Raw genomic sequence first — 14,210 nt, 5'->3', positions numbered from 1 at the left:
AAAAGGCATTCTTTAGATGGGTGGATTGGAGCAGAAGGGTGCGAGACTCCTGCGGGACGAGTGGGACAGGTGAGACCCTTCAATGGCGCGTGCGACGAAGGGGCTAACCGCCCGCCCCGCGGAAAGCGAGTACCCTGGAGCGGAGATCCACCCATCCGCTTTCAAAGGACTTTTTCAGTGTCCTCCGAAGGGCACTGCATCTTTTATTCATGCGGTGCCATTTGTTTTTATCCGAACATTCCCTTTTTTTCCTGTGTTTCTAACGTTCATCGTTATACTCTGGCTTTCCAGAAATGATAAGCAGAAGGAATTTGCGAGCTGTTTATGGAACAACTATGGAAAAGGGGGAATTCTTCATGAAAGAGACATATTTTGAAAGCGAGATTGTTCAAACAGAAAATTTCAGCGCAGACGTGTATCTGGATTACTTTAATGAACGAATGAGAGTTGATGATTTCCGTGGAAGTCAGTCTGCATTGTGGGATTTCATTGAAGAGAAAGCGGTGCAGCATTCTTTCGCTAAAGTCATTTTAAAGTGCCGTCCAGAATATACTTCTTTTTTTCTTCAGCATGGCTTTGTTGTTGAAGCGCATTTTAAAGGGTATTTTAATGGCGGTGATTGTTTGTTTTTATCACGTTTTTACACGAAGAAACGAAAAGACAGTGCTTATTGGATAGAGGAAGATAAGACGATTGACCATTGTATGAAGCTTGAGCGTTCCGCCTCCCTCCCTTTTTTGCCAGAAGGCTGTATCATCCGAAAAGCGGATACAAGAGATGCTAGCCGGCTTGCTCATCTTTATGGTGCTGTCTTTAAAGTGTATCCAACTCCGATGAACGACCCTGACTATATAAAAAAAGTGATGCAGGAAGGTACGATCTTTTATTGTGCCGAAAAGGATGGAGTAATTGTAAGCGCTGCCTCTGCGGAAACATTGGTAAAATACCATAACGCAGAAATCACTGATTGCGCAACTTTAGAGGAATTCAGAAAATTTGGCTTGATGAAGATTTTAATACACCGGCTGGAAGAGGAATTGCGCAAGATGGGCATTTATTGCGCTTATTCCCTTGCACGTGCTTTGTCGTTTGGCATGAACGCTGTGTTTCATCAAAGAGGGTATCGTTATTTTGGCCGTCTCGCGAATAATTGCATCATATTTGAGGATTATGAAGATATGAACCTGTGGGTCAAGGATCTTTCTGAAGAAAGACGCTGATTTTTCGGCACGGATGCCGAAAATTTGGCGGTTTGAGTAAAGGGGCAATCGTCATGAATACATTGGAAACAAATGAGATGCTGAAAGCCGTACTTGCAGCAATCGATGAAGGGATACATGCGGTCGGTTCTGACGGCATCACAATCTACTATAATGATGTTGCTGCAAGGCTTGACGGACTATCGCCAGATGAAGTAGCGCATCAACATGTTCTTGATGCTTTTCCTTCATTAACGAGTGAAACGAGCACATTGCTAAAAGTGCTTGAGACAGGCAAAGCGATCATTAACCAAGAACAGACGTACACGAACCGTAAAGGCGTTAACATTAACACGATTAATTCCACCCTCCCGGTCACGATAGATGGCAAGCTGATCGGAGCAGTAGAAGTAGCAAAGGATTATACGAAAATACGCAAGCTCTCAGAAAAGCTGATCGACCTGCAGGCGAAAAATCTGAAGGATAAAAAGGATGAATATGAACATGGAGAAGCTGCTTTTACATTCGATCATATTGTGACGAAGGATACGAGGATGCTAGAAATCATGGCTGCAGGAAAAAAGGTGAGTGCTACATCTTCTCCCATCCTCATATATGGCGAAACAGGTACGGGAAAGGAGATGCTCGTACAGGCCGTCCATAACCATTCTCCAAGAAGTAAGAAGCCGTTCATCGCACAAAACTGTGCGGCCATCCCGCAAGCACTGCTCGAGGGAATCTTGTTCGGAACGGTCAAAGGCGGGTTTACAGGTAGCATCGACAGGCCGGGTATTTTTGAACTGGCTGACGGGGGAACACTCTTTTTGGACGAACTTAACTCGATGCCCCTGGACGTTCAGGCCAAATTGCTGCGAGTTCTTCAGGATGGGGTGGTCACTCGCGTAGGGGGGGTTAAAGGTAAGAAAATCGATGTAAGAGTTGCTGCGGCACTAAACGAAAGGCCAGAAGATTGTCTGAATAACAAATCCCTTAGAAGCGACTTATATTATAGGCTGAATGTCATTTATTTTGAACTTCCCCCTTTGAGGAGGAGGACAGATGACATCATGATGCTTGCAAACCTTTTCCTCACAGAATTTGAAGGTACCTTTTGCAAAAGAACGAGAGGGTTCAGCCAAGAAGTTTGCGGGCGTTTTCTGAGTCATGACTGGAAAGGAAATGTTAGAGAGTTGAGACATGCAGTAGAATATGCGATGAATATGGTCGATGATTACGCTCAGATTGATGCACAGCATCTGCCTGTTCATATTTGCAGGTTAAAACAGCTCCCGTTCCACCCAATAGAAACCAGCGGAATCAGCCTGCAGCAAACGCAGCCTGATTTAAAGGAAGCGGTGCATCTTTATGAGAAGAAACTCATTATAGAAGCGGTTCAGGCTACAGGAGGGAACATTCAGCAGGCTGCCAAACGATTGAATATCCCCCGCCAGACGCTGCAATATAAATTGAAACAAATGTAGCACTGCCCAAAATCCGGCAGTGTTATTTTTTTATTTTAAGATTGTATAGCTTTTTATCTGTGACGATCATCGACTCACTGAAAACGTACAAGAAAAGTGTGACAAGAAGGGCATAGCGCAAGCCGCGTCTTCATCCTGCTGCCGCCGTATTTTTCATTCTTCTCCATTTTATTAAGTGGATGCCATAATAGGCACTTCCGGCATATCATACACTAAAACATTTAGAATGTTCTGCCTTTTGGCATGAAACTTGCAAATATATTTGGCAGACTACTTTTTAGGGGGAAATAATCATGCCGGTAATCAATGGGCTCTACAAACCAAAAAAACATTGGAAAGAATATGAGATTTGGAAGGATGTCACCGACGAGCAGTGGAATGATTGGTTATGGCAGCTGACGAACACGGTTAGGAATTTAAAAGATTTGCGCAAGGTCGTTAACTTGACAAAGGAGGAGGAGGAAGGCGTCAAGATTTCAACAATGACGATTCCGCTAAATATTACACCTTATTATGCATGGCTCATGGACCAGGACGATCACCGTTGTCCGATCCGGATGCAGTCAGTGCCGATCGGCAAAGAAATCTTGAAAACAAAATATGATCTCGAAGATCCGCTTCATGAAGATGAAGATTCGCCCGTACCAGGATTGACGCACAGGTATCCGGACCGCGTGCTTTTTCTTGTGACGAACCAATGCTCAATGTATTGCCGTTATTGCACGCGCCGCCGTTTTTCGGGCCAGATCGGAATGGGTGTTCCGAAAAAGCAGCTTGATGCAGCGATCGACTATATTCGCCGTTCCCCGCAAGTGCGGGACTGCTTGATTTCAGGCGGAGACGGGCTGCTGATCAACGACAACATTTTAGAATATATTTTAAAAAACTTAAGAGACATTCCACATCTAGAAATCATCCGCATCGGAACGCGCGCACCGGTCGTTTTCCCTCAGAGGATAACCGAGAACCTTTGCAATATTTTAAAGAAGTATCATCCCGTATGGCTGAACACGCATTTTAATACATCGATTGAAATAACGGAAGAATCGAAACGCGCCTGCGATATGCTGGCAAACGCGGGTGTTCCGCTCGGCAATCAATCTGTTATTTTAGCAGGCATCAACGACAGCGCACCGATCATGAAGAAACTGATGCATGATCTCGTGAAGATCAGAGTACGGCCTTACTATATTTATCAATGTGATCTTTCTGAAGGTATCGGTCATTTTCGTGCTCCTGTTTCCAAAGGTCTCGAAATTATTGAAGCTTTGAGAGGACATACATCTGGCTACGCGGTGCCGACATTTGTTGTCGATGCACCAGGGGGAGGAGGTAAAATTTCCCTTCAGCCAAACTACTTGATCTCACAGTCTCCTGATAAGGTCGTTCTGCGCAATTTCGAAGGTGTGATCACGAGTTATCCTGAACCAAAGAACTATGTACCGGGACGTGCGGATGAGTATTTTGAGGAAGTGATGGGAACCGGCCATCATTCACCTGCAATCGGTGTTACCGCATTGATAAGGGATGAGAAATTCAACCTCGTGCCAGAGGGCTTGAATCGGCTTGACCGTAGAAAGAATTACGAAGTGAACCCCGAGCACAGCTCGTTAAAAGACAAACGGGATAAGCGGGATGAGATGAAGGAACGAAAATTCAAGCATGAACAATCCCAGCTTGAAAGAGAATCATCACCTGCTGCTGCAGAAATTCCGGGTGATCACTCATGAAGTGTCATTGGTGTGGAAGTGATCATGCCCAGGAAGCGAGAAGAACCGGTTATTGGGAATTGCCAGATGGATCAAGAGCGGTAGAGATAAAAGAAATACCGTCTGTTTCTTGCCGAGATTGCGGAATAGAATACCAAGAAGATACGATGATCGAGAAAATAGAAGACCAGCTTATGCTTATTGATACAAAAAAGCTGTCTTCCCCGGTTACGTATGATGATTTAATGGCCGTTCCTCGATTGCTGAAGAAGAATTATTTTAAATTGTAGTGAATGGGAGAGAGGCTTCTATTAGCTCTCTCCGGTTTGCATCTTGTTTTTTTAGGGGGGAAAGGCTTGAGTACACATCTGATCAAACCGCTAGTCGGTCAAATATATCCTATGATCGATTACGGCAAAGGCATCTACTTATATGGCATGGACGGGACACGCTACATTGACGGATCTTCAGGAGCGGTCACGGCAAACATCGGCCATGGTGTAAGCGAGATCAACGATGCGATGTTCCGTCAGGCAGAAAAAGCGGCGTTTGTGTACCGTTCTCATTTTACGAGCGAACCTGCTGAAAAGCTTGCTGAGAAACTTGCCCACAGTGCGCCTGGAGACTTAAACTCCGTGTTTTTCGTCAACAGCGGTTCTGAAGCAACAGAAACGGCACTTAAAGTGGCGATACAATATTATCAGGAACAGGGTAGGCGTGAGAAGATCCGGATATTGTCCAGAAGAACGAGCTACCATGGCATCACACTCGGATCATTGTCCATGTCCGGGCATCCTTTAAGGCGTCAGCGTTTCGAACCGCTTTTAGAAGATTTTCCAGCTGTAGCACCGCCATATTGCTATCAATGTCCGTTCAAGCTCTCCTTTCCGGCGTGCGGGTTGAAATGTGCGGATGATCTGGAAGAAGCGATTCTGTCGATCGGATCAGAGAACATAGCCGCTTTCATCGCTGAACCAGTCATTGGTGCATCAGGAGGGGCCATCACACCGCCTGATGAGTATTTTCCGAGAATAAAAGAAATTTGTGAGCGGTACGACATCCTCTTTATTGCCGATGAAGTAATGACAGGTATGGGCCGGACCGGAAAAATGTTCGCGGTGAATCATTGGGGAATCGTCCCTGATATGATCGCGACCGGCAAAGGGATGAGTGCAGGATACACCCCGATGGCTGCGACCATCGTATCAGATCGCATCATGAACGTGATCGAAAACGGCACTAAAGTGATTATGAGCGGTCATACTTTCAGTGCCAACCCATTGTCTGCAGCGGTATGTCTTGCAGTAATGGATTATATGGACAATAACAAATTGATAGAAAACGCTGAGAAACAAGGCCGCTATTTATTAAGCAAGCTGGAGATGTTAAAAGAACGATTCCCGATAGCCGGAGATGTACGCGGCAAAGGGCTGCTTTGCGGGATTGAACTTGTTAAAGACAATGGAACAAAAGAACCGTTTCCATTAAACGATAAAGTGACAGAAACGTTGATCACGATCTGTTTTGCAAATGGACTGATCATTTATCCCGCTGTGGCAGGCGTGACAGGATACAGCGGCGATGCCGTTATCATTGCCCCGCCTTTAACGATTACAGAAACGCAGATCGATGAATTATTCGCTATTTTAGAAAGGTCATTTGAACAGCTGGTTCAAAGGCTCGAGCAGGAAGGGAAGCTGATTTGTTAAGAAGGCGATTGAACATGAAAGGAGAAACCATGAATACAGCGAAAACAAAGCATGTCTCCATCGATCAGGTTATGGAGCATTTTATTGATGGTATGGTGCTGATGGTCGGCGGTTTCGGCGGCGTCGGAGCCCCGCCTTCTATCATAAACGCGATTTTGGATAAAGGCGTGAAGAACATCGAACTCATCAGCAATGATACCGGCTTTCCATGGATCGGCCCTGGTAAATTGATCACAGAGAAAAGGGTCTCTAAATTGACGGCTTCCCACATCGGCTCTAACCCTGAAGCAGGTGTACAAATGCAATCAGGTGAGCTAAATGTGACATTCGTTCCCCAAGGTACCCTTGCTGAAAAAATACGAGCGGGCGGGATGGGTCTTGGCGGTATCCTTACCGATGTCGGCATTGGAACAGTCGTTGAAGAAGGAAAGGAAAAGACATTCATCAATGGTACAGAGTACATGATTGAACCTGCTTTAACAGCGGATGTATCTATCGTGTACGCACAAAAAGCGGATCCGTACGGTAACCTTGTCTATGATAAAACGGCACGTAACACGAATCCGCTTGTCGCGATGGCAGGAACGATCACGATTGCCGAGGTGGAAGAGATTTTGCCGCTTGGAAGTCTAGATCCTGAATGTATCGTCACACCTGGTGTTTATGTGGATTATGTCGTGCAAAGCGGGGGGGTGGACTGGAAATGGGTTTGGGAATTGAAACAAGACACCAAATCGCCAGGCGCGCTGCCAAAGAAATAAAGGAAAACATGGTCGTTAATCTTGGCATCGGCATCCCGACACTCGTCGCGGATTATATCCCTATCGATAGCGGTGTGATGCTTCATACGGAGAATGGCATTCTTGGGATGGGTGGTTCACCGCTTCCTGGCGAGGAGGACGGCAATCTGTCTAACGCAGGAGGGTACCCGGTATCCATTATTGCAGGAGCGTCGTATTTTGACAGCGCTCAAGCGTTCGGAATCATCCGCAAAGGGCTGCTTGATGTGACGATATTAGGCGCGCTTGAAGCGAGCAGTAAGGGTGATATTGCCAACTGGATCGTGCCTGGAAAACGGGTGCCTGGGATGGGCGGAGCCATCGATTTGGCACAAAAAGCGAAAAAGGTTATCGTGCTGATGAACCATTGTGACAAAGAAGGCAAGCCCAAGATTGTGTCCGACTGTTCGCTTCCTTTAACCGTGAGAGAAGGAGCACATATGATCATTACGGAGAAAGCGGTGTTCGAGATAAAAAACAGGCAGCTTCATCTTTTAGAAGTCATGAACCCGCATTCTGTCGAAGAGGTAATATCAGAAACAGGAGCCGAAATCATACTGCCGGAAACGGTATCAGTCTTTTATTAAACCGAAAGACGGGGATAAAACATGAAGAAACAAATTAGTGCCTATCTTGCTGAACATAAGGATGAAGCGGTTGCTTGGCTTTCTAAAACGATTAAAGAACGAAGCGAGCAAGGGCTGGAGAAAGGTGTTCAGAAACTTGTAGCGGATCGCCTTGAAATGATTGGTCTAGAAGTCACGACATATGAACCGGGCGGTGAAGAATTTATAAACCATCCATATTTTTGTGCTGGCAGGACAGACTTCACTGGCAGTCCGAACGTGATCGGTGTGTGGAAAGGAACTGGCGGTGGACGTTCTATCGTGCTGAACGGGCATGTAGATGTTGTTCCGGCCGGGGATTTAAAAGATTGGGACGATGATCCCTTCAGCGGTGCTGTGAGAGATGGCAGGGTATACGGGCGAGGCGCGACAGACATGAAAGGCGGAAACTTATCCTCGCTGCTGGCCATACAAGCGTTAAAGAAAACAGGCTGCAAGCTGAAGGGCGACGTTGTTTTTCATAGTGTCATAGAAGAGGAAAGCGGCGGAGCAGGAACGCTGTCTGCTATTCTGAAAGGGTTCACAGCCGATGCGGCCATCATACCAGAACCGACGAACATGAAGATCTTTCCTGTTCAGCAAGGATCCATGTGGTTTAAAATCACAGTGAAAGGAAAGTCAGCACACGGAGGCACACGGTATGAGGGTGTCAGTGCAATCGAAAAATCGATGGTCGCCGTCAATGCATTGCTGCAGCTTGAAAAAAAGCGGAACGACCGCATCACAGATCCGCTCTATCGCAATGTTCCCATACCTGTACCAATCAATATCGGAAAAATAACAGGGGGCAACTGGCCATCTTCTGTTCCGGACATAGTCGTGATCGAGGGTAGAATTGGTGTTGCACCGAATGAATCGTTGGAGATGGTCAGAGAGGAACTTGAAGCAGCGATGAATGAGCTCGATGACGATTGGCTCAAGATACATAAGCCAGCGGTAGAATGGTTTGGCGCACAATGGCTTCCAGGCGCAATTAAAACGGATCATGATTTGACGAAAGTGATCATGAAACGATTTGAAGAGGTGACAAGCTCCGCACCGGTCATTGAAGCTTCACCATGGGGCACAGACGGAGGGCTGCTCACAAATGCCGGCAGCACGCCAGCCGTTGTGTTCGGCCCAGGTGTTACAGGATTAGCGCATTATCATAATGAATATATTGAGATCGCAAAAATCATGGAAGCAGCAGAAATTATCGCGTTAACCATATTGGACTGGTGCGGTGTTGATGAGATTGAAGGGGACTGACCTGGCGCATGCCGGGTTCTTTTTTTAACTTTCGTAAAGATGATCACGGCAATATGTTATCATGGGTATATATGGTAAAAGGGAGAAAAGTACAGATGAAGAACTGGCAAAAAGCAATGGCAGGCTTACTATTACTCGGCGGCTTCACGGGTTACACGCAATATCAAAAATCTGCAGAGCCCGTCTGGAAGGTGAACGAAGAGGAATTTTCTGTAGTGAAATCATTAGATGAGGTCAAGAACAGCGAAACATTTCAATATCCACCTGTGTTGTTGGCGAATTATTTTAATCTGCTGCAAAAAGGGCCTGAAGCATTGCAGCTGCCAGGTGATAGGCGAAACGTGAAAATTGAAAACTATTGGTTTGTCGATACATCTCTCTATCTATTGTACAGTGTAAACCTTAAGAAAACAGACAAGAATGAACGATACGTGCCTGAACTCTCTGTTAAAGAAATGACATATATACTACCTGACGGAACAGAAGAGGAGTTTATAAGCAGCTGGCTGAATGAAGAGCATTCCTCCAGTGAATACGTGTATAAGCATCGTTTATACCGTTCCATCTTGCTTACTCCTCAAATAAACAATGTTGAAGCAGTAAAGTGGGAACAGCTCGTACAAGCAAAGAAAGTAAAACTTGATGGATTGACCATGTCTTCAAAAAAAGGTGAACGGACGCTTGACTCTATCACGTTAAAATTAAACGTATTCAATAGCCAGCAAGTGCTCGGTTCATCTCCGGTAGACGAAAAAATCACGTTTCCAGGAAGCGGCAACCTAAATGCCGATCGATTGGACATCACCTATTATGAACCGTTCCTTAGGCTAAGCGGTGTGCCAGTCAAACAGCTTGTCGGGTTTGGCGGAGGATTACAGAATTCACAACATCCTGAAGATGAAATATTCGAAGTCCAAGGACCGGATGAAAAAGGGCTTTACATCCCCCTTCATTTTTACGATATGGCACAGGCCATGACGTCGACCGAGCAATCACAAAATCTTACGTTCGACCGTGTTTTTTTTAGAACAGACGAATCCCTTACATGGAAAGTGACGGCAAGCGAAATCGCAGCCTTCAACAAAAAAAACGAAATGACAAATGAAAACCAATTAGTCGGCACGAAAGCAGGAATTACCGTGTACAAAAAAGGATTCTTTTATGACGGTGCGGATCAGAAACTGATAACCTTCAATTTGTCACATAAGAACGAAGAAATGGATGTAACGAGCTATCATGTGATGCGTGATAATGTTGGCGGTCAAAGTGAATCAGGCGATCCTATACTTACTGTTAATGAAGAACGGATGTTAAAGAATGTTATCAGTATCAAGAACAGCAAAGGTGAAAAAGTGGAGAACTTTGAAGTGTATCCGGTAGGCAACGGAACGTACGGGATATCCTTTATCATCGATGAGAAACAAGAATTACCTGAAGAAGATCTGACCATCACGCTATCTCATATTGTCGGCACGGAAAAATTGCCAAAAGAAGTGAGGATGCAGCTGGAATTCCCAAAACGCAAGTAGGGGTCTGGTACTTGTTAAAGCGGGACGAGTCAATGCGCGAAACGGCGATAATATGTACCGGACCCATAAGGATTAAAGCGGTTTAGACTGTGCGCGTTTGATAAACATTTCTTCTTCGCCTGTAACACCGCATGCTGCACACTGCACAAGCCGAGAGGAACCATTATACGGAAGATGGAACGGATCCAAACGTTCTTCTTCGGAATATTGATGCACAAGGCCTCCAGTAGCCGGATCTAGTTTAACAGAAACGGGCTGCTGCTCCAATATGTTAAATCTTGTCCGGTTTGTTTTGCAGTTAGGGCATAAATAAGGATGTGACAATGGAAAAACCTCCTTTTTTAACCAGTCTGCCCGGACAATGAAAACTTATGTATGGATAAATAAATGTGCCATCATCCTGCCATCCTAAAGGTAACGTCTAAAAAAGGGGTGAAAACGATGGGAAGGCAGAAAAAAGGCAACCAGAACGCTCAGTCCAACAATAATGCCAAAGGCAAGAATGACACAATGAATGAGATGGCGTCTTATGCCGAGGTAGAAACAAACAAGATGCATCACGGCAAAAAAACAAAATAACTGTACAGGAACAAGCAGCCTTGTTATAATAAAAACCTGCGATGTTAGTGGCTTTTCATTGTCTTTAACCTTTGATTGTAATTCGGGAATCTTACATGCCTGTCAGGCTGCCAAGCCTTCAAAAGCGTAGAGGAAGGCAGTAAAACAGCTGCGGATACCCACCTGTGAGAACAGGTTTAAAAGACAATCTAAGCTACGGCAAAGCGGGCTTACTTCTATTAAAAAACAAAGCTTATTTTACTATCGTGTAAAATAAGCTTTTTTTACACGATAGGTAATTCAATTACATTTAGTATAAGTTGCAGCTAAGGCTGACGCGAAAGGCTTGGCGTCAGCTTAGTTTTGTTTATATAGTGATACGGGGGATAGTTAAACATGAATGAAAAAGTACTTTTAATCGACGGCTTTAACCTGTTGAGCCGCTGTTATTTTGCAACAGCTTACGGGAAAGAAATGCATGAACTTCCTCGCAACTCTAAGGGTCAGTTTATCAACGCTGTGCGTGCGACCATCCAAAAGCTCGGCGCCCTCATTCGGCAGCATGAACCGACTCACATGGCTGTTGCTTGGGATGTGAAACGGGATGAAACATTGAGGCGTGAGACGTTTCCAGATTACAAAGGGACTCGTGGAGAATTGCCGGATCCTCTCATCCAGCAGTATGAGACGCTTGTCGTGCTGTTTGAGCAGCTCGGTATCCCGCAATATTCCGTTCCGCGTTATGAAGCAGATGACATCATCGGAACACTCGTTAACAAGTGGCGGAACGAAAAAGACGGCGAGTGTATCATTTACAGCAATGACCGTGACCTTTTGCAGCTGTTATGCGAGAAAACATCCCAGCTGATCACATCGAAAAAAGAAGAAGTAAAATACACGCTATTTCATTTTCAAGAAGAGTTTGGGATCACACCGCTTCAGTGGATCGATGTGAAAGCATTGTTAGGCGACAAGAGTGATAACATTCCTGGTGTGGCGGGTGTCGGCGAGAAGGCGGCATTGCCCCTTATCAAGCTTTATGGTTCGGTGGAGGCCATTTATGAGAACATGGAAGTACTGGATCCAGCGTTTAAAAGATATGTAAAGAAATTGGATGCAGGCAGAGAGATGGCCGTTCTGAGCAAGGAGCTTTGCACGATATTTACCGATGTTCAGGATGTGCTAGACCTAGATCTGGACATGTGCCGCTGGGAGATGGATAAAGAACGGATGAAGACAGCGCTGATGGAGCTGGATATAAACATCAGAGTAGGCTAAGCAGCCTTCTCTGATGTTTTTTTGTTTCTGCTAAAGAGAGGGAGTTCCGCTGCGATCATCCCTGTTAGAATGAACAAACAGCCGAACAGTGCTTTGGTGCTAAGTGATTCTTGCAGCCAAAAATAAGCGGTAACCGCAGCGAAAACAGGCTCTGTTGCAAAAATGAGCGCCACTCTGGCAGGGGTTGTGTACACTTGAAAATACGTTTGTGCAAGAAAAGCTAATGCAGTTGCAAATAACGCAGTGACTAGCAGAGCCGAGAGCACTTCGGCAGAAAAAAGGACGTCGAAATTTGCCATTTTTCTAAAATCCTCGAGCACTAGAGCAGTAGCGAGACTGCAAAACGCTACCATCAACAGCTGAATCAGAGTCATCAGCCAAGCCGTTTCTTTTTTGGTGAATTTTCCAACAAATACAATATGCAAGGCAAAGGAGAACGCACAAAGCAGAACATAAAAATCTCCTTTGTTTATCTCCGTCTCTTTTCCTAAAGCGAGCAGATAAAGTCCTATAAGAGCGATACATGAACTGATGATCGACTGAAGAGTAAGCTTGCTTTTCATGAAACAAAAAGAAAGCACCGGCACGAGCACAACGCTTAATCCTGTAATAAAACCTGCTTTTGCCGACGTAGTGTAAAGAAGTCCCACGGTTTGAAAACCATATCCAAGATAAAGGAAGAACCCGAGAGCTATTCCTTTCCATGCAACGTCACTCGAAAGGGAAAGCAATACCTTTCGCTTGAAGAAGACTATAAAAAGGAACAAAAATAAAAAGGCCAAAAAAAACCGTACGGCGTTAAACGAGTACGGCTCTAATGATGAGATCGCTTGCTGGACAATCACAAATGTCGTACCCCAAATGGCAGCAACGGATAATAAACTTACATCAGCTAATAGTCTTGCTTTGTTCATCAACGGCCCTCCGCGTTCATCTGAATGGCCTTTCTCGCCAGTTCATCCGCTGTTTTGTTCTGTTTGGAGGGAATCCATTTAATAAAGAACAGTTCAAAAGTGTCGATCAAATCCAATGCTTCAGATAAGAGTGGTTCATACCTTTTATCCTTGGCGAACCGTTTATCCACAGCTTTCTCGACAGCCAAAGAATCCGTCCGGAAGGAAACAACCGTATAGCCTTTATCATGGCAAATTTTTAGAGCATGAAGCAGGCTGGAGTATTCTGCTTCATGATTAGACATTACTCCGAGCGGCACACTATAGGATAACGCTGGCCCTTTTCCTGTTTTGATAAAGATGCCAGCACCTGATCTGCCAGGATCTCCGGCACTCGCGCCATCAATATATACTTCAATCATGATTTATTGCCTCCACTGCGTTCAAATGACATAGTATAGTAAAAGAATAACACATCTATGAAATGGAGTGTTTGGTGTGGAACTGAAAATTATTTGGACTTACAAACCAGCTAAAGGGACAGCTACCGTTGATTTTCTGAGCGGCTTCATGCCGGTTAAAACGGCGCTTGCTGTTAGTTTGGACCTTGAAAAAACAGGGCGAGTATTCAGCATGGAATTTATGGATGAGTATGAAACTTCATGGAGCATGAAAGAGATTCAAAAATGGCTGAAAGAAAAAGAGACTGAGCCGGAAAGCGTTTCGGCATTCTTTGATGGCGGTTTTAATGGGACGGCCCGCAGGAGCGGCCAAGGCATACTCATTTATTTTAAACAAAATGGGATTCACTATCGAATCCGTAAAAATGCCTCTATGGCTGAGATAGGAACGAGCAATGAAAGTGAATTTGCTGCCCTCTGGCTGCTGGCGGATGAGCTCGAACAGATGGGAGTCAGAAACGAGAATGTTGTCATTAAAGGAGATTCAAAGACCGTAATCCATCAGATGTCCGGTGAGTGGCCGTGTTACGAGAAAGAGCACCAGTATTGGGCAGATAAAATCGATCTGATCTTTAAGCGCTGTTCTATTAAACCGTTTTATACATGGGTACAAAGAAATGAAAACAAAGAAGCAGACAGCCTCGCGCTGAAAGGCTTAGAAGGGAAAATAATAAAGGCTGTCAAAGAATTGATTGATTAAAAAAGGAAACTCTTGGTACAATCAAGGAGGTAAACGCTTT

At 45.0% G+C, this 14,210-nt stretch carries 15 protein-coding genes and 1 other RNA gene; 13 read left to right on the top strand and 3 right to left on the bottom strand.

The window, feature by feature from the left end; all coding sequences use genetic code 11:
- The first annotated feature begins 356 nt into the window (after positions 1-356).
- The 9 genes from ablB (at position 357) to ACFQPF_RS03280 (ending at position 10,280) form a co-directional block, all read left to right on the top strand.
- Positions 357-1,220 carry a putative beta-lysine N-acetyltransferase gene (gene ablB / locus ACFQPF_RS03320; protein WP_379746491.1) on the top strand — a complete coding sequence of 288 codons (864 nt, stop codon included), beginning with the start codon at positions 357-359 and terminating at the stop codon, positions 1,218-1,220.
- 53 nt (positions 1,221-1,273) lie between these two features.
- A complete protein-coding gene (locus ACFQPF_RS03315) occupies positions 1,274-2,680 on the top strand; it encodes a sigma-54 interaction domain-containing protein (protein ID WP_379746488.1) in 1,407 nt (468 codons plus the stop codon).
- A gap of 293 nt (positions 2,681-2,973) precedes the next feature.
- Complete coding sequence (gene kamA / locus ACFQPF_RS03310; RefSeq protein WP_379746485.1) at positions 2,974-4,410, top strand: lysine 2,3-aminomutase; 1,437 nt, start codon at positions 2,974-2,976, stop codon at positions 4,408-4,410.
- Positions 4,407-4,679 carry a YokU family protein gene (locus tag ACFQPF_RS03305; protein ID WP_379746482.1) on the top strand — a complete coding sequence of 91 codons (273 nt, stop codon included), beginning with the start codon at positions 4,407-4,409 and terminating at the stop codon, positions 4,677-4,679. The genes kamA and ACFQPF_RS03305 overlap by 4 nt, the downstream gene beginning before the upstream one ends.
- 66 nt (positions 4,680-4,745) lie before the next feature.
- Entirely contained in the window at positions 4,746-6,098 is a 1,353-nt protein-coding gene (locus ACFQPF_RS03300) for an aspartate aminotransferase family protein (protein WP_379746479.1), read from the top strand.
- Between the two features lie 29 nt (positions 6,099-6,127).
- Positions 6,128-6,859, top strand: a complete 732-nt coding sequence (locus ACFQPF_RS03295) for a CoA transferase subunit A (protein ID WP_379746476.1) — start codon at positions 6,128-6,130, stop codon at positions 6,857-6,859.
- A complete protein-coding gene (locus ACFQPF_RS03290) occupies positions 6,802-7,464 on the top strand; it encodes a 3-oxoacid CoA-transferase subunit B (RefSeq protein ID WP_379746473.1) in 663 nt (220 codons plus the stop codon). The genes ACFQPF_RS03295 and ACFQPF_RS03290 overlap by 58 nt, the downstream gene beginning before the upstream one ends.
- Positions 7,465-7,485: 21 nt before the next feature.
- Positions 7,486-8,751 (top strand): peptidase, encoded by a 1,266-nt coding sequence (locus tag ACFQPF_RS03285; protein WP_379746470.1) that lies wholly within the window; start codon positions 7,486-7,488, stop codon positions 8,749-8,751.
- Positions 8,752-8,846: 95 nt separating this feature from the next.
- On the top strand, positions 8,847-10,280 hold the full coding sequence (locus tag ACFQPF_RS03280) for a hypothetical protein (protein ID WP_379746467.1): 1,434 nt from the start codon (positions 8,847-8,849) through the stop codon (positions 10,278-10,280).
- Between the two features lie 72 nt (positions 10,281-10,352).
- Here the strand turns inward: ACFQPF_RS03280 and ACFQPF_RS03275 are convergent, their stop codons facing one another.
- On the bottom strand, positions 10,353-10,604 hold the full coding sequence (locus ACFQPF_RS03275) for a DNA alkylation repair protein (RefSeq protein ID WP_379746464.1): 252 nt from the start codon (positions 10,602-10,604) through the stop codon (positions 10,353-10,355).
- Positions 10,605-10,721: 117 nt separating this feature from the next.
- Here ACFQPF_RS03275 and ACFQPF_RS03270 point away from each other — a divergent pair, with 117 nt between their 5' ends.
- From ACFQPF_RS03270 to ACFQPF_RS03260, 3 genes are all read left to right on the top strand, one after another.
- Positions 10,722-10,859: a hypothetical protein gene (locus ACFQPF_RS03270; RefSeq protein ID WP_379746462.1), complete on the top strand. Its 138-nt coding sequence runs from the start codon at positions 10,722-10,724 to the stop codon at positions 10,857-10,859.
- A gap of 30 nt (positions 10,860-10,889) precedes the next feature.
- A non-coding RNA gene (gene ssrS / locus ACFQPF_RS03265) (6S RNA) lies at positions 10,890-11,073 on the top strand.
- A 161-nt stretch (positions 11,074-11,234) separates the two neighbouring features.
- Positions 11,235-12,116: a 5'-3' exonuclease gene (locus ACFQPF_RS03260; RefSeq protein ID WP_379746459.1), complete on the top strand. Its 882-nt coding sequence runs from the start codon at positions 11,235-11,237 to the stop codon at positions 12,114-12,116.
- Here ACFQPF_RS03260 and ACFQPF_RS03255 read toward each other — a convergent pair.
- Both ACFQPF_RS03255 and ACFQPF_RS03250 read right to left on the bottom strand, forming a co-directional pair.
- Entirely contained in the window at positions 12,113-13,030 is a 918-nt protein-coding gene (locus ACFQPF_RS03255) for a DMT family transporter (RefSeq protein ID WP_379746456.1), read from the bottom strand. The genes ACFQPF_RS03260 and ACFQPF_RS03255 overlap by 4 nt on opposite strands.
- Positions 13,030-13,431, bottom strand: a complete 402-nt coding sequence (locus ACFQPF_RS03250) for a reverse transcriptase-like protein (protein ID WP_379746453.1) — start codon at positions 13,429-13,431, stop codon at positions 13,030-13,032. Before ACFQPF_RS03250 ends, ACFQPF_RS03255 begins: the two co-directional genes overlap by 1 nt.
- Before the next feature lie 76 nt (positions 13,432-13,507).
- Here ACFQPF_RS03250 and ACFQPF_RS03245 point away from each other — a divergent pair, with 76 nt between their 5' ends.
- The gene (locus tag ACFQPF_RS03245) at positions 13,508-14,170 is read left to right on the top strand and encodes a reverse transcriptase-like protein (RefSeq protein WP_379746450.1); all 663 of its coding nucleotides are present in this window, start codon (positions 13,508-13,510) and stop codon (positions 14,168-14,170) included.
- Positions 14,171-14,210 lie beyond the last annotated feature (40 nt).

This window comes from Fictibacillus iocasae, assembly GCF_042665465.1.
Lineage (GTDB): Bacteria > Bacillota > Bacilli > Bacillales > Fictibacillaceae > Fictibacillus > Fictibacillus iocasae.
Note: the sequence above shows the minus strand (reverse complement) of the source record. Positions and strands in the feature narration are given on the sequence as shown.

Bases quoted from the DNA above. Each gene is read 5' to 3' on its own strand.
- ACFQPF_RS03295 (WP_379746476.1), top strand. From the start codon at position 6,128: ATGAATACAGCGAAAACAAAGCATGTCTCCATCGATCAGGTTATGGAG.
- ACFQPF_RS03250 (WP_379746453.1), bottom strand. From the start codon at position 13,431: ATGATTGAAGTATATATTGATGGCGCGAGTGCCGGAGATCCTGGCAGA.
- ACFQPF_RS03270 (WP_379746462.1), top strand. From the start codon at position 10,722: ATGGGAAGGCAGAAAAAAGGCAACCAGAACGCTCAGTCCAACAATAAT.
- ACFQPF_RS03260 (WP_379746459.1), top strand. From the start codon at position 11,235: ATGAATGAAAAAGTACTTTTAATCGACGGCTTTAACCTGTTGAGCCGC.
- ACFQPF_RS03305 (WP_379746482.1), top strand. From the start codon at position 4,407: ATGAAGTGTCATTGGTGTGGAAGTGATCATGCCCAGGAAGCGAGAAGA.
- ACFQPF_RS03290 (WP_379746473.1), top strand. From the start codon at position 6,802: ATGGGTTTGGGAATTGAAACAAGACACCAAATCGCCAGGCGCGCTGCC.
- ACFQPF_RS03280 (WP_379746467.1), top strand. From the start codon at position 8,847: ATGAAGAACTGGCAAAAAGCAATGGCAGGCTTACTATTACTCGGCGGC.
- ACFQPF_RS03255 (WP_379746456.1), bottom strand. From the start codon at position 13,030: ATGAACAAAGCAAGACTATTAGCTGATGTAAGTTTATTATCCGTTGCT.
- kamA (WP_379746485.1), top strand. From the start codon at position 2,974: ATGCCGGTAATCAATGGGCTCTACAAACCAAAAAAACATTGGAAAGAA.
- ablB (WP_379746491.1), top strand. From the start codon at position 357: ATGAAAGAGACATATTTTGAAAGCGAGATTGTTCAAACAGAAAATTTC.
- ACFQPF_RS03285 (WP_379746470.1), top strand. From the start codon at position 7,486: ATGAAGAAACAAATTAGTGCCTATCTTGCTGAACATAAGGATGAAGCG.
- ACFQPF_RS03315 (WP_379746488.1), top strand. From the start codon at position 1,274: ATGAATACATTGGAAACAAATGAGATGCTGAAAGCCGTACTTGCAGCA.